18 protein-coding genes and 1 tRNA gene are annotated in these 16,979 nt (G+C 69.6%); 6 read left to right on the top strand and 13 right to left on the bottom strand.

Annotation, left to right across the window (positions count from 1 at the left end; genetic code table 11):
- Together GC203_RS06535 and GC203_RS06530 are read right to left on the bottom strand one after the other, a co-directional pair.
- Positions 1-294 (bottom strand): Arm DNA-binding domain-containing protein (locus GC203_RS06535; RefSeq protein WP_293452677.1); only part of this gene is annotated, 294 nt, incomplete at its 3' end.
- A gap of 180 nt (positions 295-474) precedes the next feature.
- Positions 475-550, bottom strand: a tRNA-Ile gene (locus tag GC203_RS06530).
- Positions 551-652: 102 nt separating this feature from the next.
- Between GC203_RS06530 and GC203_RS06525 the strand changes: the two genes are divergently transcribed.
- Complete coding sequence (locus tag GC203_RS06525; protein WP_293452676.1) at positions 653-1,387, top strand: SIMPL domain-containing protein; 735 nt, start codon at positions 653-655, stop codon at positions 1,385-1,387.
- Here the strand turns inward: GC203_RS06525 and GC203_RS06520 are convergent.
- Together GC203_RS06520 and GC203_RS06515 are read right to left on the bottom strand one after the other, a co-directional pair.
- Positions 1,369-1,869: a hypothetical protein gene (locus GC203_RS06520; RefSeq protein ID WP_293452675.1), complete on the bottom strand. Its 501-nt coding sequence runs from the start codon at positions 1,867-1,869 to the stop codon at positions 1,369-1,371. The two genes, GC203_RS06525 and GC203_RS06520, sit on opposite strands and share 19 nt — an antisense overlap.
- Positions 1,870-1,930: 61 nt before the next feature.
- Entirely contained in the window at positions 1,931-2,806 is an 876-nt protein-coding gene (locus GC203_RS06515; protein WP_293452674.1) for an alpha/beta hydrolase, read from the bottom strand.
- Positions 2,807-2,964: 158 nt separating this feature from the next.
- Here GC203_RS06515 and GC203_RS06510 point away from each other — a divergent pair, with 158 nt between their 5' ends.
- Positions 2,965-4,209, top strand: a complete 1,245-nt coding sequence (locus GC203_RS06510) for a serine hydrolase domain-containing protein (protein WP_293452673.1) — start codon at positions 2,965-2,967, stop codon at positions 4,207-4,209.
- Between the two features lie 118 nt (positions 4,210-4,327).
- On the opposite strand, the gene GC203_RS06505 is transcribed toward GC203_RS06510, so the two are convergent.
- Positions 4,328-4,666 (bottom strand): hypothetical protein, encoded by a 339-nt coding sequence (locus GC203_RS06505; RefSeq protein WP_293452672.1) that lies wholly within the window; start codon positions 4,664-4,666, stop codon positions 4,328-4,330.
- Between the two features lie 123 nt (positions 4,667-4,789).
- On the opposite strand from GC203_RS06505, the gene GC203_RS06500 reads away from it, so the two are divergent.
- Entirely contained in the window at positions 4,790-5,014 is a 225-nt protein-coding gene (locus GC203_RS06500; protein ID WP_293452671.1) for a flagellar basal body rod C-terminal domain-containing protein, read from the top strand.
- A 102-nt stretch (positions 5,015-5,116) separates the two neighbouring features.
- Here the strand turns inward: GC203_RS06500 and GC203_RS06495 are convergent, their stop codons facing one another.
- Together GC203_RS06495 and GC203_RS06490 are read right to left on the bottom strand one after the other, a co-directional pair.
- A complete protein-coding gene (locus tag GC203_RS06495; protein ID WP_293452669.1) occupies positions 5,117-5,566 on the bottom strand; it encodes a DUF6152 family protein in 450 nt (149 codons plus the stop codon).
- 33 nt (positions 5,567-5,599) lie between these two features.
- On the bottom strand, positions 5,600-6,460 hold the full coding sequence (locus GC203_RS06490) for a hypothetical protein (protein ID WP_293452667.1): 861 nt from the start codon (positions 6,458-6,460) through the stop codon (positions 5,600-5,602).
- A 134-nt stretch (positions 6,461-6,594) separates the two neighbouring features.
- On the opposite strand from GC203_RS06490, the gene GC203_RS06485 reads away from it, so the two are divergent.
- The 3 genes from GC203_RS06485 to GC203_RS06475 all read left to right on the top strand — a co-directional run bounded on the left by GC203_RS06485 (position 6,595) and on the right by GC203_RS06475 (position 9,377).
- The gene (locus GC203_RS06485) at positions 6,595-7,215 is read left to right on the top strand and encodes a TIGR02466 family protein (RefSeq protein ID WP_293452665.1); all 621 of its coding nucleotides are present in this window, start codon (positions 6,595-6,597) and stop codon (positions 7,213-7,215) included.
- Entirely contained in the window at positions 7,128-8,060 is a 933-nt protein-coding gene (locus GC203_RS06480; protein ID WP_293452663.1) for an RMD1 family protein, read from the top strand. Before GC203_RS06485 ends, GC203_RS06480 begins: the two co-directional genes overlap by 88 nt.
- Before the next feature lie 150 nt (positions 8,061-8,210).
- Positions 8,211-9,377 (top strand): NF038122 family metalloprotease, encoded by a 1,167-nt coding sequence (locus GC203_RS06475; RefSeq protein ID WP_293452661.1) that lies wholly within the window; start codon positions 8,211-8,213, stop codon positions 9,375-9,377.
- 77 nt (positions 9,378-9,454) lie between these two features.
- Here the strand turns inward: GC203_RS06475 and rpoD are convergent, their stop codons facing one another.
- The 6 genes from rpoD to GC203_RS06445 form a co-directional block, all read right to left on the bottom strand.
- On the bottom strand, positions 9,455-11,386 hold the full coding sequence (gene rpoD, locus GC203_RS06470; RefSeq protein ID WP_293452658.1) for an RNA polymerase sigma factor RpoD: 1,932 nt from the start codon (positions 11,384-11,386) through the stop codon (positions 9,455-9,457).
- A 421-nt stretch (positions 11,387-11,807) separates the two neighbouring features.
- Complete coding sequence (gene dnaG / locus GC203_RS06465) at positions 11,808-13,712, bottom strand: DNA primase (protein WP_293452683.1); 1,905 nt, start codon at positions 13,710-13,712, stop codon at positions 11,808-11,810.
- A 173-nt stretch (positions 13,713-13,885) separates the two neighbouring features.
- Positions 13,886-14,746: an RNA polymerase sigma factor SigJ gene (gene sigJ / locus GC203_RS06460; RefSeq protein WP_293452655.1), complete on the bottom strand. Its 861-nt coding sequence runs from the start codon at positions 14,744-14,746 to the stop codon at positions 13,886-13,888.
- 10 nt (positions 14,747-14,756) lie between these two features.
- Positions 14,757-15,302 (bottom strand): hypothetical protein, encoded by a 546-nt coding sequence (locus tag GC203_RS06455; RefSeq protein WP_293452652.1) that lies wholly within the window; start codon positions 15,300-15,302, stop codon positions 14,757-14,759.
- A gap of 3 nt (positions 15,303-15,305) precedes the next feature.
- Positions 15,306-15,716, bottom strand: a complete 411-nt coding sequence (locus GC203_RS06450) for a hypothetical protein (protein WP_293452649.1) — start codon at positions 15,714-15,716, stop codon at positions 15,306-15,308.
- A gap of 410 nt (positions 15,717-16,126) precedes the next feature.
- Complete coding sequence (locus tag GC203_RS06445; protein WP_293452647.1) at positions 16,127-16,822, bottom strand: HAD family hydrolase; 696 nt, start codon at positions 16,820-16,822, stop codon at positions 16,127-16,129.
- Between the last annotated feature and the right edge of the window lie 157 nt (positions 16,823-16,979).

Raw genomic sequence — 16,979 nt, 5'->3', positions numbered from 1 at the left:
GGCCTTCGCGGCCTTCCTCTCGACCGCCGGGTCGCGCCCGTCAGCGAGAAGGTCGCGCGCGTCGTCCGCGGCCTTGCGAGCCTGCCTCAGCGAAAGGTCGGGGTAACTGCCCAGCGCCAGGACCTTCTGCTTGTCGTCGAAACGATATGCGAAACGCCAAAGCAGGGACCCGGTAGGCTGCAGCAGGATGTAGAGGCCATCGCAGTCCGTGACCTTTCGGGGCTTGTGAGTCGTCTTCGACGCGCCCGCATGGGCCGCGTGCAGGCGGAACATTTTGGCATCGGTGAGCGGCATGGCTGCTGGTATCGGGCCGAAATTTGATGGTATCGGGCCATTCAGGATACCAGAGACGTTCTGGAAATGGTCCCAACTTGCCGAACCGGAATCACACTTTTCCGTGAGCGTTTTCTAAGTGTTTCTAATGGTTTAGTGGAGTGATCAGAAACCGTCTGAACACCCCTGAAAAAGCGCGGCTGGTGGGCCCGGCAGGACTCGAACCTGCAACCAGACCGTTATGAGCGGCCGGCTCTAACCATTGAGCTACAGGCCCCCGTAGCGCGTCCGGCGCGTTACCATGGCCTGCACGGCGCTTAAAGCCTGCGTTCAGGCTGGGCCTGCCAGCCTCGGCGCCTCGATTTGGACAGGAGTGATCATGAAGACCCTGATGCGCGCCGCGGCGCTCGGCCTCACCCTTGCGGCCACGGCCGCCGCGCCGGCGGCCCTGGCGCAGGACGCCGCCGCTTCCGACGCCATGTTCCGCGCCACCACGCTGAACCTCTCGGCCTATGGCGAGACCAAGGTCGCGCCCGACATGGCCACCATCTCGCTGGGCGTCTCCACCCAGGCCGCGACCGCCCAGGAGGCGATGGCCGCCAATGCGCGGCAGATGTCGGCGGTGATGGCCAGCCTGCAGAAGGCGGGGATCGCGGGGAAGGACATCCAGACCTCGAACCTCAGCCTCAATCCCCAGTACCGCTACCAGCAGGACCAGGCGCCCGAACTGATCGGCTACCAGGCCTCGAACCAGGTCACCGTCACGGTCCACGACCTGAAGAAGCTGGGCGCCGCCGTCGACGCCACCGTAGCCGCCGGCGCCAACCAGGTGCAGGGGATCAACTTCGGCCTGGAGGACTCGACCGAGGCCGAGAACGCCGCCCGCCTGGCCGCCGTCAAGGCGCTGGCCGCCAAGGCCGAGCTCTACGCCAAGGCCACAGGCCATCGGGTCGCGCGGCTGGTCACCCTGAGCGAGGGCGGGACGGTTTCGCCGCGGCCGCCCATGCCGATGGTCGCCTTCGCCGCCGCGCGCATGAAGGAGGACACCTCGGTCGCGCCGGGCGAACTGACCGTCCGCGTCGACGTGAGCGGGCTCTACGAACTCGGCGCCTGAGCGGGCTTGGAGACGCCGGCCCGGCGGAAGGCGCCGTCCAGCCGGTCGGCCATCATCAGGCCGGGGAAGACGCGGTTGCCTTCCATGACGGCCGCGTAGACCCAGTCGGTGCCCTCGATCGGGCCCGAGGCCCAGCCCACGCCCTTGGAGTGGTCCGGCGCGGTGTCGCAGCTCAGGCGCCGCGGCCGGCCGTCCTTGGCGGTGGCGTCGAGCAGGTCGGTGAGCGTGATCCGCTCGGGCCGGTCGCAGGCCGGCAGCGTCCGCCCGCAGGTGGTGGCCGAGTTGTAGCGGTAGAGCAGCTTGCCCGAGCCCTTCTTGCCGATCAGCACGCAGGTGGCCGGGTCGCCGATGGCGCGCGAGACCTCCTCGTCGAGCTTCGCCCGGTCGACGCCGGGCGGGCCGCTGGGCGAGCACGAGGCCAGCGCCAGCCCGACGGCGGCGAGCGCCGCGAACCCTGCCGGATGTGATGGCTTCGAACGCATGTCCGACCTCCTTTGGCGCCCCCGCCGCGGCGGCCCGATGTGGGCGCGGCGCGCGCCGGCGTCAACCGGCGGCGTGGCGGCGCAGGAAGTCGGTCATCTCGTCCAGCACCGGCGCGCGGCCCCGCAGGGGGCGCGATAGCGCGAGCACCATGCGGACGTGGTCGACGCCGGGATAGTGGCGCTCCTCGACCTCCACGCCGGCCTCGCGCAGCCGGCGCGCCAGGGCCACGGTGTTCTTCGGCCAGACGGTGTCGTCGGATTCCCCGGTGGCCAAGAAGGCCGGCGGCGAACTCGGCGTCACATGGGCCAGCGGCTGGGTGGCGGCCAGGTCGGCGGTCCCGCCGAAGACCCGATTGGTGATCTCGCCCTGGAGCGGCAGGAAGTCGTAGGGCCCCGAGAGGCCGGCCACGGCGCGGACGTGGCGCGGATCGACCCCGGCCGCATCCAGCCAGGCGCCGTCCAGGCCCAGCATCACGGCGTTGTAGGCGCCGGCCGAATGGCCGCTCAGCACCAGCCGGGTCGGGTCGCCGCCGAAGCGGGCGGCGTTGTCGGCGGCCCAGCGGACCGCGGCTGCCCCGTCCTCGAGGAAGCCCGGATAGCGCACCTCGGGATAGAGGCGGTAGTCGGCGATCACCGTCACGAAGCCGCGCGCGGCGAAGGCGCGGCCCACCCAGCCGTAGTCCTGGCGCCGGCCCGAATCCCATGAGCCGCCATAGAAGAAGAACGCCACCGGCGCGCCCGTGGGCCGGCCCGGCGGCGAATAGACGTCGAGCCGCCTCCGCGCGCCTTCACCATAGGGCTCCCCCTGCGCGGCGAGGCGCGCCGGATCCTTGGGCGAGAGGGTGGCGAACAGGCTGAGCGGCGAGCAGGCCGACGTCAGGGCGGCCGCCGCGCCGGCGAGCGTCAGGCGCTTGGTGACGGAGATGGGGTCGGACATGGGCTCCCGGACGGCGGCGCAAGAGCGGAGCGCGCCGTCCGCGCGCCCCATTTCCTCCTTACGACCCCGTTCGCGCACGGGACGCAAGGCGCGACGCGCCCTTGACGCGGACGTCCGAGCCCGGCGCTATGGTGATCAGCGATAAGGGAGGACTTCCGATGGACGGCGCCCAGGCCCCGGCCGGCTTCAACACCGACGCCCTGGCGGGCATTGCGCCCGCGCTCAAGGGCCTCGTCGACCAGGGCGCGCTCTCGGGCGTCGTCACGCTCATCTGGCGTAAGGGCGAGATCGTCCAGGTCAACGCCATCGGCCAGCGCGATATCGAAGGCGGCCTGCCGATGGAGCGCGATACGCTCTTCCGCATCGCTTCCATGACCAAGCCGGTCACCACCGTGGCGGCGATGCAGCTGGTCGAGGAAGGCAAGCTGAAGCTCTCCGACCCGGTCACGAAATGGATTCCCGAACTGGCCGGCATGCTTGTGCTGGAGGACGCCGCCGGCGGCCTCGACAAGACCCGGCCCGCCCAGCGCGAGATCACCGTCGAAGACCTGATGACCCACCGCGCGGGCCTCGCATACGGCTTCACCTCGGTGGGGCCGATCGCCCACGCCCACGAGGCCAAGCTGGGTTCGCCCCTGGTCAATCCGCTCAGCCCCGACGAATGGCTCAAGGCGCTGGGCGAGCTGCCGCTCTCCTACGAGCCGGGCGAGCGCTTCCACTACAGCCACGCCACCGACGTCCTCGGCTTCCTGGTGGCCCGCATCGAGGGCAAGCCGCTGGGCGAGGTGCTGAAGGCGCGCGTGTTCGATCCCCTCGGCCTGAAGGACACCTTCTTCTGGGTCCCGCCCGAGAAGCGCGGCCGGCTGGCCAAGCTCTACCAGGCGCCGGCCGACGGCGGCCCTCTCAAGGACGTCTCGCTGCCGCTGACCGATACGCCGCCCGCCTTCGAGGGCGGCGGCGGCGGCCTGATCTCCACGGCCGACGACTACCTCAAGTTCGCCCGCATGCTGATGGGCCGCGGCGAGGTGGATGGGGTGCGCCTGCTCAAGGCCGAGACGGTCGACGAGATGGCGAAGAACCGGCTCACCGAGGTCCAGCGCAGCCACACCTTCATGGGCATGCCGTTCTGGCTGTCCCAAGGCTTCGGCCTGGGCCTGTCGATGGTCATGGATTCCCAGAAGCACGAATGGATGGGCGCCGGCGGCGAGGGCGCGTTCGGCTGGCCGGGCGCCTTCGGCACCTGGTGGCAGGCCGACCCGAAGAACGACCTGATCCTGATCTACCTGATCCAGGATTCCATGCCGCTGGGCCCGGAAGCGGTCACCGCCATGCAGGGCCAGCGCCCGACGGGCCGCATCGGCTGCCCGATGTTCCAGAAGCTGACCTACGCCGCGCTGAGCTAGAGCCTTCCCGGATCAGGTGGGATCACCTGATCCGGACGAGAAGGCTCTATCTTCAAGCATATGGAGCCCGTCCGGGCGGGTGAACCGGTATCCACTTCACCCTGACGGGCTCTCGAGGTCAGGGCCTGCGCGGCCGCACGCAGATCGGCTGGCCGGCCACGGTGTCGCCGACGAGGCTGCCGTCGCGCATGGCCTCGCGGCGGGCGATGGTCAGCGCCTTGCCTTCCGGCGGCGGCGCCTGGTCCTTGCCGCACACGGCCACCGTGATGCGCTCGCCGCCGTTGGGGCAGCTGCAGATCTGCTCGCGCGATTCCAGGCGGCTTCCCGGGACCTGGCAGACGGCGGGGATCAGCCGGCCGGTGGATTCCAGGCACTGGGCCGTGGTGGCGGGCGCCTCGGCCGCCGCGCCGCCCGCCAGGGCCATCATCGGGATCGCCGCAAGAACCATCGCGCGCATGGGGACCTCCTGGGATGCGGGCGGCAGGATAGCGCCATTTCGTCCGCCGCGCCGCGCGGATTCCCGCGGCGTTCACCACATTGCTCAGCCGCCGGTTAACCGCCGCGGTGGCAGGGTGGCCGCATGGACCCTATCGTCACCGCCCAGTACGGCCTGACCGCGGCGTCGCGCCGCTTCGAGGCCTCGGCCACCCAGATCGCCACCATGGGCGTCGAGGGCAAGGACGTGAACGTGGAGCACGAGATGGTCGAGATGATCTCGGCCAAGCACCAGTTCTCGGCCAACCTGTCGGTGATCCGCTTCGCCCAGGACATGTGGGACTCGCTGCTGCAGCTGCAGTCGCGCTGACCGGGCCGCAGCGGCCCGATCAGCCAACCCAAGCCCTCGAGCGCCCAACGAAAAAGGGGAGCCACGGGGCTCCCCTTTCCGTATCCGGCGATGGTGCCGCGCCTACTTCTCGGTCGGGTCGGCGCCGTCCTTGGGCGCGCCCGTGCCGGACGAGCCCATGAACACCTTGCGCCCGTCGACGAAGGTGATGTCGCGGCCGTTGGCCTTGCAGGCCGGACGGCACAGCTTGTCCTTCGACTGGTAGCCGCGGACGATCACTTCCGTTCCGGGCTTCAGCGAGTTCCGGTCGATGCCCGAGCGCAGCAGGGTGTTGGGCGTGCCGCCCTCGACCATCCACTCCACGGCCTTGCCGTCGTCGCCCACCACGTTCACGTGGACCCAGGCGTGCGGGTTGATCCACTCGACGCGGGTCACCTTGCCCCGCAGCAGGACCGGAGCCTTGCCGTCGAACTCGGCGGCGAAGGCATGGTGGGCCCAGGCCGCGCCGCCGGCCGCCGTGACGCCCAGGACCGCCGCCGCGGCCCCTGCGATGATGAGGGTCTTCCTGTTCATTCCTGGCCTCCAAACGCCGGATGCTTGTTCAGTCTATTTCACCGGTTGCTTGCGAAGGTCGCCATACATCAGCTCCTCGACGAACTCGACGCACTTGAACTGGTTGAGCTGAGCGTCCTCCCCCACGTGCTTGTAGAGGTTCATGCTCATCTTCCAGGGGCGCGTGAAGGTCTGCGGGTCGGTGATGGTGGCCTCGTAGCGCAGCACGCCGGGCCCGGCGGGGGTGTAACGCTCCTCCACCGTCATCTGATCGGAGTGGAAGTTGCCGGCCCGGTCGAACCAGGTGCGGTCGTTCAGACCGGTGACCTTGATCACCAGGGTGTCGCCGTCCCACTTGGCCACCGACTGGCCCATCCAGGAATCGACCGGCGCAGGGCCCGGGTCGTCGAACAGGATGTTCCGCACCGCGCCCGCATATTCATAGGCCATGATCATCGAGCTGTCGGACTGGAAGATCTGGAACGGCAGGCGCATGTAGTTCGCCCGCGGGACGCCCGGCAGGTAGCATTTGATCTCGGGATCGCGGTTCAGATAGTCGGCGCGGTTCTCGTCGCGCTGCTTCTTGGCCTCGGGCGTGTAGGGGATTTCCCCGCCCTCGACGACGCCCAGGCCGCCGGGCACCGCCCCCACCGCGCCCAGCGCCAGCACTTCCTTGGCCGGCAGCGGGACATAGGGACCGGGACGCATCTGCAGGGCCGCGCGCGCGGCGTGGGGCTCGACGTCCCAGCCGGCCGCGTTCATCACCTGCCACACGCCGTTCAGATCGGGATGGGAGGTTCCCGCCAGCCGGGGCGCCTTGTAGGCCGCTGCGGGCTTGTCCTTCGCCAGCGCCGGCGCGCCGCCCGCCCCAAGCACTGCGCCAACCGCCAACAGCGCCGCCACGATCCTCATCATGCTCTCGCTTCCCCCAACGCAGCGGCCCTTCGCTCGAGCCGCGCCTTATTTGGCTCCAAACTAGTCAACGTTCCGCGTCCGCGCCAGCGTCACGCCGGTTTCCGAAGCCGACGCCCTGCGCTAAGCCGCGCGGCATGACGCTGCATCCGCTCTTCGCCACGCCGATCTATGAGGCGACCCTTACAACGGACCGATGTTTCGAAGATTTCAACGGCGAGATTTTGGACGCCTGCCACGCGCTCGCCGCCGAGGACAAAGCGGGCCGCGCGTGGTGCCGGAGCCACGGCTACGGCGGCTACACGTCATACGCCTCGCTCAATGATCTGCCCGCGCGCATGAGCGTCTTCGGCGAACTGAAGGGCAAGCTCGACCGCCACGCGCGCCGCTTCGCCGACGCGCTGAGCCTCGACCTCGGCGGCGGCCGCCTCAAGCTCGACAGCCTGTGGGTCAACATCCTCAAGCCCGGCGCCGGCCACTCCGGCCACATCCACCCCCACAGCGTGATCTCCGGGACGCTCTATGTGGACACGCCCAAGGGCGCGAGCGCGCTCAAGATCGAGGATCCGCGCCTGCCGCTGATGATGGCCGCCCCGCCGCGCCGCGCCGACGCGCCGCGCGAGGCCCAGGCCTTCGTCTACCTTCAGCCGCAACCCGGCACGATCTATATGTGGGAGAGCTGGCTGCGGCACGAAGTGCCCGCCAACGCCGCCCGGACGGAGCGCGTCTCGGTGAGCTTCAACTACGGCTGGCGCTGAGCCCGGCGCCGTGCTCCCGTGGGCGCATGAGCGGCGCCGACGCTTCGCGAGAGCCTGAGTTTCGCCCGCTGACCGCGCGGGCCATCGTGCTGGGCGAACGGATCGACGCGGCGGGTCTCGAACGTCGCGACGCCCTGTCGACCGCGCCGCTGGCGTTCCGCGTCGGCGACGACGGCATGGCCGTCGTGTTCCGCTACGGGGTCGTCGTCCTGATCGGCCTCGACGCCCTGGGCGAGGACGAGGCGCTGCGCCGCATCCTGCCGCGGGTGGGATCGGCCTTCGACAAGCGCGAGGAGGAAAGCGCCCTCCTGGCCCCGGCCGCCGGCCCCGAAGAGCGGGTGGACGCCGAAGGTAACATATGTATCACCGACCGGTCGGCCGCACGACTTCTAGTTGTGGCATTCGTTTTGGCCCGCAGCGCGCTTCTCGCGCACCACGAGCGCCAGGTCGCCGGCGTGCTCGAGACCGTCGAACCCTGGGCCGCCGACCTCGCCCGGACCGGCCACCGGCGCGGCGGGCGGGGCGCCGTGATCAGGATGATCGGCTCGGCTCTGCTCGTCGAGCATAGGGTCAGCGGGCGCGTCGCGGTGGGAGAAAAGCCGGATCTACTTTGGGACCGGCCGGACCTGGAGCGGCTCTACGCGCGGCTGGAGACCGAATACGAACTCGACGAGCGCGCCGAGGTGCTCAACCGCAAGCTCAACCTGATCGCCCAGACGGCGAGACTTATGGCCGAGCTCATCGACACCGAACGGTCCTATCGCCTGGAACTGGCGATCGTGATCCTGATCCTCGGCGAAATTGCCCTGACTTTGGTCCAGATGGCGCAAAACTGGGCGCTCTGAGCGCCGGGTTCGCTCGACGCCCTGGGGCGGGAGGGGAATTGGGTTCGCCCTACGCGTGTATGGCGTTGATCTCCGCGAGTCAGTGTTACCAATTCGTAAATTGGGGCGAGTCGCACCGCCGGTGCGCCGCGGCCATGTGGGGAGTCTTTCATGAAGTTGTCCAAGATCGGGCTTTTCGCGTCTGGAGCGGTCGCCGCCGGCGCGTTGGCCTTCGCTGCGCCGGCCTCGGCGTTGACCATCAATCTCAACGACATCGGCGGCGTCACCGGCTCGCCAGCGGAACTCGGCTTCCGGGCGGCGGCGCACTACTGGGAGTCGGTCTTCACCAACGACGCGACCGTCAACCTGAACGTCGGGTTCAGCAGCCTCGGCGCGAACATCCTGGGCGGCACCAGCAGCAACCTCCTGCAGTATGTGTCGGTCGGCAGCTACTACAACGCCCTGGCGGCGACGGGCACGAGCGCGCTCGACGCCCAGGCCGTGGCCAACCTGTCGCCGCTGAACTCGAACGGCGGCCTCGACGTCATCGTCCCGGGCTACCTGGACGGCGGCGCCATGACCGGCATCGACGACACCACGACCCGGATCGCGCCGGATAACGCCATCAACGAGACGATGGCCATCACGACGGCCAACGCCCGCGCCCTCGGCGTCGACCTCGGCTCCACGGTCGACGCCACGGTCCAGTTCTCCAGCGACTTCGCCTTCGACTTCGATCCCAACGACGGCATCTCGGCGGGGACCTACGACTTCATCGGCGTGGCGATCCACGAGATCGGCCACGCGCTGGGCTTCGTCAGCGGCGCCGACGACTTCGACTACTCCGACGGGTTCACCGGCGACGTCGATTCCTACTGGTGGGGCTACGCCCTCGACATGTTCCGCTACAGCGACAATGGCGGAAACCCGATGCTCGACTGGACCCCGGGCACGGACTCCTACTTCTCGATCGATGGCGGCCAGACCGCGCTGATGGGCGGCTACTTCTCCACCGGCACCAACTTCGGCGACGGCTGGCAGGCCTCGCACTGGAAGGAGCCGAGCACCCCGTGCCAGGACTTCCTCGGCATCCTGAACCCGTACATCTGCAACGGGATCGGCGACTCGGTGACCTCGCTCGACCTGGCGCTGTTCGACGCCATCGGCTGGAACGTCAACTTCGACGTCCTGGCCAACCCGAACTACAGCTACAGCACCGCGCAGGCGCGGGCCGCCGTGCCCGAACCGGCGACCTGGGCGCTGATGATCATGGGCTTCGGCCTGCTGGGCTCGGCGCTCCGCCGCCGCCAGCCGGCCCTGGTGCGCATCGCCCGCTAGCGAGAGGCCAGGCCTGAAACGAAGAGCGCCGCCGGCTCCCGCCGGCGGCGCTTTTCTTTTGGCGATGGGCCTTCGGCCTAGCTGTCGAGGAAGCTCCGCAGCTTCCGCGACCGGCTGGGGTGCTTCAGCTTGCGCAGAGCCTTGGCCTCGATCTGGCGGATCCGCTCGCGGGTGACCGAGAACTGCTGACCCACCTCTTCCAGGGTGTGGTCGGTGTTCATGCCGATACCGAAGCGCATGCGCAGCACGCGTTCCTCGCGCGGCGTCAGCGACGCCAGCACGCGGGTCGTCGTCTCGCGCAGGTTCGATTGGATCGCCGCGTCGATCGGCAGGACGGCGTTCTTGTCCTCGATGAAGTCGCCGAGGTGCGAATCTTCCTCGTCGCCGATCGGCGTCTCGAGGCTGATCGGCTCCTTGGCGATCTTGAGCACCTTGCGCACCTTCTCCAGCGGCATGGCCAGCTTTTCGGCCAGCTCTTCCGGGGTCGGCTCGCGGCCGATCTCGTGCAGCATCTGGCGGCTGGTGCGCACGATCTTGTTGATCGTCTCGATCATGTGCACCGGGATGCGGATGGTCCGCGCCTGGTCGGCGATCGAGCGGGTGATCGCCTGGCGGATCCACCACGTCGCATAGGTCGAGAACTTGTAGCCGCGGCGGTACTCGAACTTGTCGACCGCCTTCATGAGACCGATGTTGCCTTCCTGGATCAGGTCCAGGAACTGTAGGCCGCGGTTGGTGTACTTCTTGGCGATGGAGATCACGAGGCGCAGGTTGGCCTCCACCATCTCCTTCTTGGCCTGGCGGGCCTCGCGCTCGCCCTTCTGCACCGTCTGGACGATGCGGCGGTAGTCGTCGATCGGCACGCCGGTTTCCTGGGCCAGGGCGGCGATCTCGTTGCGGATCTCGTTGATCTGGCCGCCGTCGTTCTCGGCGAACTTGGTCCAGCGCACGCCCAGAGGCTTGACCTGGTCGGCCCAGTCGGGGCGCATCTCGGAGCCGAGATAGGCCTTGAGGAACTCGACGCGGCTGATGCCGTAGCTGTCGGCCAGGCGCAGCAGGCGGCCTTCCAGCACCATCAGGCGCTTGTTGATCGCATAGAGCTGCTCGACCAGCGCCTCGATGCGGTTGTTGTTCAGCTTCAGGGTCTTCAGGTGCTGGACGATCGTCCCGGCCGCGCCCTCGTAGGCGGCGCGGTCGCGCTCGGCCAGGTCGCCGCCCTGCAGCTTCTGGGCGACCAGCTTCTCCTGCAGCATGCGGAAGGCTTCGAATTCGCCCGCGATCGCGTCCAGCGTCGCCATGACGCCTTCGCGCAGCTCGGCCTCCATCGCGCTGATGGTGGGCCCGGCGCCGTCGTCGAAATCGTCGTCGCTATCGCCGTCGCCCTCGCCTTCGGGCTTTTCCTCTTCGTCCTCGGCCTCTTCGGCGGCTTCCGCGGCCGGGGCCTCGGCCGCGCCCTGGTTCTGGCCGCCGTAGGTCTGTTCGAGGTCGATGACCTCACGCAGCAGGATGCGGCCGCCTTCCAGCTCCTCACGCCAGACCATGATGGCTTCGAAGGTCAGCGCGCTCTCGCACAGCCCGCGGATCATGGTGTCGCGGCCGGCCTCGATGCGCTTGGCGATCGCGATTTCGCCCTCGCGCGAGAGCAGCTCCACCGAGCCCATCTCGCGCAGGTACATGCGCACCGGGTCGTCGGTGCGGTCGTAGGCGGGCTCCTTGGTGGTCTCGACCACCGCGGTGTCCTCGCGGACCGCCACCTCGCCGCCCTCGGCGTCGTCCTCGCTCTCGACGACGTTGACGCCCATCTCGGAGAGCATCGCCAAGGTGTCCTCGATCTGCTCGGAGGTGACTTCCTCCGACGGCAGCACCTTGTTCAGCTCGTCCATGGTGACGTAGCCGCGGGTCTTGGCCTGTTTGATGAACTTCTTGACCGCCGCATCCGTGAGGTCGAGCAGCGGGCCATCGCCGCCTGTGGTCTCAGGAGTTTCGGCTTCGGCCGTGGTTGCGCTCATCTAAATCTCCGAAATCGGCGCGCCGCCCTGCAAGAGGCGGGCCGAAAATGGTGTGTGGCGGACCCTTGGTCGATGAGCCGCGTCAAAACGACCCGCCATCCGCCCGTTGTTGTGCCCATCTGATCGCTCGCAGCCGTGGATACGCCCTCCAGGCGCTGTCGGACGCCGCCACAGCTTACGCACTGCGAAGGGATTCCCCTCACAGCGCCAGCAGGCGTCGCCGGCAGGGCCGCGCGACCACGGGGACTTCCGCACGTGAGGGAGACATCCTTGTCCTCGAAGGGGGGCGCGCCCGAAACCGCGACGGCCCAGTGATGTCTGTCATACGCGCGCTAAATCCGCACCCCGCAGATGGCGCGTGACAGTCGCAGTGTCAAGACAGGAGGCCCAAGTGCGACGGAACGCGCCGGGCGGCCCCGGGTCAGTGCGGCAGCACCGGATGCTCGGCGTCGGGGTGCGACCAGTCACTGTTGATCAGCTTGCGCAGGTGGTCGCGCTCGGCCTTCAGGCTGATCAGGGTCGTGGCGTCGCCGTCCTTGGACAGATCCTGGGCGGCGGCCTCCACCGCGCGTTCCAGGCTTTCCAGCTGCATCAGCAGGTCGAAGGCCTGCCGCCACAGCGCCCGGGCGCGATCGCGCGCGGCGGCCGGGTCGAGGAACGGCGCGGCCACGCCGGCCCGGCCGGCGTCGCGTTCCAGCCGCCGGATCAGCTCGGCGTCGACGCCGCGCGCCTGCAGCTGGGCGTCGAATTCCAGGCTGTCGGTCTCGTAGCGCAGGCGCACGAGGTCCTGGGCCAGGGCGTCGAGCCGCGGATCGCCGAAGCCGTGGGAGCCGACCCGCTCGATCGCCTCGTCGATCACCCCCGGATCGCGCAGCGCCGCCAGCGCCAGGGCCGCCGCCAGCGGCTTGGGCGAGGCGCGCAGCCGCTCCACCGCGTCCTTGGCTTCGGGCGTGGCGCCCGCCTTGACCGGCTTGCGGCGGTCCCAGCGGGCCCGCGACATCTCCCGCGCGGCCGCGCCCACCGTGTAGACCGGCTCGCGCGTGGGCCAGAGCCCCTCGTAGCGGGCCAGCAGGTCCTCCTTGTAGGCCTGGGCGAGATCGGGATCGGCGATCGACGCGGCCAGCTTGCGCAGCCGCACCTTCAGCGCCGTGCGCCGCTCGGGCGTGTCCAGCGGCTCGGCGTCGCGCTCACGGATGAACAGCGCCTCGGCGAACGGCGTGGTCTTGGAAAGCTGGGCCCGCAACGCCGGCGCGCCCTGCTCGCGCAGCACGTCGTCGGGGTCCTTGCCGCCCTCGACGATGGCGAACCGGAAGCTGCGCCCGGCCCTCAAGAGCGGCAGCGCCCGGTCCATGGCCCGCGCGGCGGCCTGGCGGCCCGCCCGGTCGCCGTCGAAACAGAGGGTGGGCTCCGGGTGGTGGCGCCACAGCACCTCCATCTGGTCCTCCCCCAGCGCCGTGCCCATGGCGGCCACCGCCGGGACGCCCGCGCGCTGGCAGGCGATCACGTCCATGTAGCCCTCCACCACCACCAGGGGCGGAGCCTCGTCGGCCTTGGCCGCGGCCAGGATCTTGCGGGCTTCCGACAGGCCGTAGAGCTGGTGGCCCTTGTGGAAGACAACAGTCTCGGGGCCGTTCAGGTATTTGGCGCGGGCCTGCGGGTCCATCGCCCGGCCGCCGAAGCTGACCACCCGGCCGCGCGCGTCGAGGATCGGGAAGATGATGCGGTCGCGGAACCGGTCGTAGGGCGCCCCGCCCTCCTCCGGCGCGATCAGCAGCCCGGCCTCCACCAGCCCGCCGGGGTGCGCGCCCTTGGCGACCAGATAGTCCTTCAGCGCCGTGCGTCCCCCCGGCGAGAAGCCCAGGCGGAAGCGGCCCCATTCGGCCTCGGGCAGGCCGCGGGCCTCCAGGTAGGCGCGGGCCTCGCGGCCCGCGGGCCGGCGCAACTCGGCCTCGAACCACTGGGCCGCCATCTCCAGCCAGTCGGCCAGCCCCTGGCGCTTCTTCTCCTGCTCGGCGCCCCTGGGGTCGAGCGCCGGCAGCGGCACCCCGGCCTCGGCGGCCAGCCGCTCGACGGCCTCGGCGAACGTCAGCCGCTCGGTCTCCTGCAGGTAGGTGATCAGGTCGCCGGTCTTGCCCGACGAGAAATCGAAAAACATCCCCTTCTCGTCGTTGACGTAGAAGCTGGGCGTCTTCTCCTTGTTGAAGGGCGAGAGGCCCACGAACTCGCGGCCCTGCCGGCGCAGCTTGACCGAACGGCCGATGACGTCGCTGGGCCGCAGCCGCGACTTCACCTCCTCCAGGAACCGCTCGTCGAACCGCCCGACCACATCCACACCCTATTAGACCGCGACGCGGCCACTAGGCGTGCTTAGGGGAGGCCCAGTAGGTCCAGGACCGACCCGGTAGACAGAACGCCAGCCTGTTTTGGACTACGAATCGCGCACATGGGGACGCTACTGTATGTTCTCTGTATGTTCCAGATCAAGAGCCACCATGCGCACTACCCCACGTGCCGCAGCTTGTCCGGGTTCCTCATCGCGTAGATGGCGTGGATGCGGCCCTCGGCGTCGGGCTCGAAGGCCAGGGTCTCGGGGCCGTCGTCCAGGCGCAGCAGCAGCCCCGGCGCGCCGTTGATCCGCACCACCTCGAAGTTCTCGTACATCGGCAGGCCGTGGCGCCACGACAGGCCCTGCAGCAGGCCGATGACGTCGTCGCGGCCGACCAGCACCCGCAACGCCGCCTTCCGCTTGCCGCCCCCGTCGGTGACCATCACCGCGTCCTCCGCCAGCAGATCAGAGAGGGCCGCGGCGTCGGCGTTGCGCGCGGCGGCGACGAAGGCGGTCATCAGCTTCAGCGCCTTCTCCTGGTCGACCGAGAAGCGCGGGCGGGCGTCGCGCACGTGCTCGCGGGCCCGGCTGGCGAGTTGGCGCACCGCCGCCTCGGTCCGCCCCAGGGTCTCGGCCACGGCGTCGTAGTCCTCGTCGAACACGTCGTGCAGCAGGAACACCGCCCGCTCCAGCGGCGAGAGCCGCTCCAGCGCCAGCAGGAACGCCACCGAGACGTCCTCGGCCCGCTCCACCGGGTCCTCGGTCAGGGGCTCGATCAGCGGATCGGGCAGCCAGGGGCCCTTGTAGGCGGCGCGCTCGGCCTTGGCGGCGCGCAGGCGGTCGATGCACAGCCGCGTCGTGGCCCGCACCAGCCAGGCGGCGGGATCGGTCACGCCCTGCCCGGCCCGCTCCCAGCGCAGCCAGGCGTCCTGCACGGCGTCCTCGGCCTCGGAGACCGAGCCCAGCATGCGGTAGGCCAGCCGCTTCAGCCGCGGGCGGTTGGCCTCGAAGGCGTCGGTGAGCGCCGCGTCCATCGCCCCGACCCTACGCCGCGATCCGCAGCGGCGCGACGGTCTCCCCGCCGACCTTCACCCGCGAGCAGGCCTTGCCGTAGCCCATGGCGTACTTGAGCGTCGGGTACATGCGCGAGGCCACCATGCCCAGGCTGATGGCCACCAGCGCCTTGTCGCCCCAGCGGCGCAGGATCTCGTCGCGAAGCGGATCGCAGGCTTCCATGTCGCGGGCCAGGCTGGCGCGGGCGAAGCGGTAGCCCAGGGCCGCGGTCTCGCCCATCGCCTCCTCGTCGCCGGCGATGATGGCGCGCAGCACCTTCGGATCGACGCCGTTGGCCGTGGCGATGTCGACGCCGACCTGCACGCAGGGGCCGCAGTCCTCCGTGAGCGTGCCGTAGAGACCGGCGGCGACCAGGGCTTCGGCCGGCGCCGCGTTGCGGTCCGGCGCTTGGGTCCCGAGCGCGAATTTCAGCATGCTCCAGGGGTTCACGCCCAGCACGTGGCGCATGTAGCTGGCGTCGTAGCCGAACGTCTTCTCGAAGCCGTCGAGCCAGCGGGACAGGAAGAACTTCAGCATCGGTCAGGCTCCCAGGAGTTCGAGGTCGCGCGTGGGCTTGCGGAAGAGCGCCAGGGCCAGCGGGATCGCCGCGAGCAGATAGACGCCCACGAAGTCGCGCTGGACGTCGGCCAGGGGCGAGGCGCCACAGCTGGCGTCGTAGACGTGGATCGCCGCGTGCATCGTCAGCCACGCGGCCGCGGCCGCCATCGCCGGCCAGCCCTGCGCCGGACGCCAGGCGAACCAGCCCAGCGCCAGGCCGCCCATCACGTAGATGGCGCCGATGTCGCGGATGAAGTGGGCGTTGTAGGGGCCCGTCTGCGGCACGCCCGGCACGGCGTCGTACCAGGCCAGGCCCGCGAACAGCATGGCCAGCCCGTTGGCGAAAAGCGCCAGGCCCGTCGGCCCGGCGAGGTATCGATCCCAGTGGCGCATCCGCCCTCCTCCGCGATTTCAAGGCGAGGACGGCGGGACCGGCGCGGTTGTGACATGGGCGTCTTGGAAACCACGAAAAGCACGAAGGGACGCGAAAGGCGCGGTGTCGCCGGACCTCTACGGATACAGTGCTCAAATTCCATCAAGATACGGAAAATCATAATGAATATGGAAATTCAAAGCTGAGGGCGCAATTTGCCGCCCCTCGCCGTCATCGCCCGGCTTGTCCGGGCGACCCATGAACACGGACAGCGGCCGGTTTGGGCGGCGGCGGCGCGGCGACCCGATCTGCACGCTCGGCGTTCATGGGTGGCCCGGACAAGCCGGGCCATGACGACCTGAAATGTTTTCAAGCTATCGAGCGGCCCTCCGGCCTGGGCCGCCGCAGTCCGCGCCTTTCGTGGTCCGACCTAGCTGAGCCCCCGCACCCAGGCCGGAAGGTCGGAGATGGTGGCCAGTTCCACGAACTTCGGGTGGTCGGCCGGGGCTTCGGCGACCTCGTGGGCCCAGGTGATGTGGTAGGGGATGTGCGCGCCCCAGGCGCCGGCCTCCAGCGCCGGCAGGATGTCGGAGCGCACCGAGTTGCCCACCATCACCGCCTCGTGGGCGCCCGTGCCGTGCCGCTCGAAGGCGCGCTTGTAAGTGCCGGCGTCCTTCTCGCTGACGATCTCGACGCCCGAGAACAGCTCGCCCAGGCCTGAGGCGGCCAGCTTCTGCTCCTGGTGCAGCAGGTCGCCCTTGGTGATCAGCACCAGGCGGTAGTCGTCGGTCAGCTCGAACAGCGTCTTCTCGACGCCCGGCAGCGGCTCGACGGGGTGCGACAGCATCTCCCGTCCCGCCGCCAGGATGTCGGCGATCAGCCGTCCGGGCGGGGCGTGGTTGGTCAGTTCCATCGCCGTCTCGATCATCGACAGCGTGAAGCCCTTCACCCCGTAGCCGTAGAGCCGCAGGTTGCGCCCCTCCACCTCGGCCAGCTTGGCGTTGGTGGCCTCGTGGCTGGCGTAGACGCTCATCATCTCCCGCAGGCGATCCTGCGTCAGGCGGAAGATCGTCTCGTTGTGCCAGAGCGTGTCGTCGGCGTCGAAGCCGATCGTGGTGATGCGCATGGGCCGCTCATACGGCCGCCATCGCCGGTTGTGCAATCGCCGGGCGCCGGCTGCGGTCACGACGGGCGCCGGAGGCCCCATCGGGGCTATCTCCGCGTTTTGCGACCTGGGCGAAACATCCGCCACGCATCCTCGGGTTCGGCGTGATTCGGAGGGC

This window comes from Phenylobacterium sp. (genome assembly GCF_016124325.1).
Taxonomy (GTDB): domain Bacteria; phylum Pseudomonadota; class Alphaproteobacteria; order Caulobacterales; family Caulobacteraceae; genus Phenylobacterium.
Note: the sequence above shows the minus strand (reverse complement) of the source record. Positions and strands in the feature narration are given on the sequence as shown.

Coding starts and splice junctions, on each gene's coding strand:
- GC203_RS06525 (WP_293452676.1), top strand. CDS start 653: ATGAAGACCCTGATGCGCGCCGCGGCGCTCGGCCTCACCCTTGCGGCC.
- GC203_RS06520 (WP_293452675.1), bottom strand. CDS start 1,869: ATGCGTTCGAAGCCATCACATCCGGCAGGGTTCGCGGCGCTCGCCGCC.
- GC203_RS06515 (WP_293452674.1), bottom strand. CDS start 2,806: ATGTCCGACCCCATCTCCGTCACCAAGCGCCTGACGCTCGCCGGCGCG.
- GC203_RS06510 (WP_293452673.1), top strand. CDS start 2,965: ATGGACGGCGCCCAGGCCCCGGCCGGCTTCAACACCGACGCCCTGGCG.
- GC203_RS06505 (WP_293452672.1), bottom strand. CDS start 4,666: ATGCGCGCGATGGTTCTTGCGGCGATCCCGATGATGGCCCTGGCGGGC.
- GC203_RS06500 (WP_293452671.1), top strand. CDS start 4,790: ATGGACCCTATCGTCACCGCCCAGTACGGCCTGACCGCGGCGTCGCGC.
- GC203_RS06495 (WP_293452669.1), bottom strand. CDS start 5,566: ATGAACAGGAAGACCCTCATCATCGCAGGGGCCGCGGCGGCGGTCCTG.
- GC203_RS06490 (WP_293452667.1), bottom strand. CDS start 6,460: ATGATGAGGATCGTGGCGGCGCTGTTGGCGGTTGGCGCAGTGCTTGGG.
- GC203_RS06485 (WP_293452665.1), top strand. CDS start 6,595: ATGACGCTGCATCCGCTCTTCGCCACGCCGATCTATGAGGCGACCCTT.
- GC203_RS06475 (WP_293452661.1), top strand. CDS start 8,211: ATGAAGTTGTCCAAGATCGGGCTTTTCGCGTCTGGAGCGGTCGCCGCC.
- rpoD (WP_293452658.1), bottom strand. CDS start 11,386: ATGAGCGCAACCACGGCCGAAGCCGAAACTCCTGAGACCACAGGCGGC.
- sigJ (WP_293452655.1), bottom strand. CDS start 14,746: ATGGACGCGGCGCTCACCGACGCCTTCGAGGCCAACCGCCCGCGGCTG.
- GC203_RS06455 (WP_293452652.1), bottom strand. CDS start 15,302: ATGCTGAAGTTCTTCCTGTCCCGCTGGCTCGACGGCTTCGAGAAGACG.
- GC203_RS06450 (WP_293452649.1), bottom strand. CDS start 15,716: ATGCGCCACTGGGATCGATACCTCGCCGGGCCGACGGGCCTGGCGCTT.
- GC203_RS06445 (WP_293452647.1), bottom strand. CDS start 16,822: ATGCGCATCACCACGATCGGCTTCGACGCCGACGACACGCTCTGGCAC.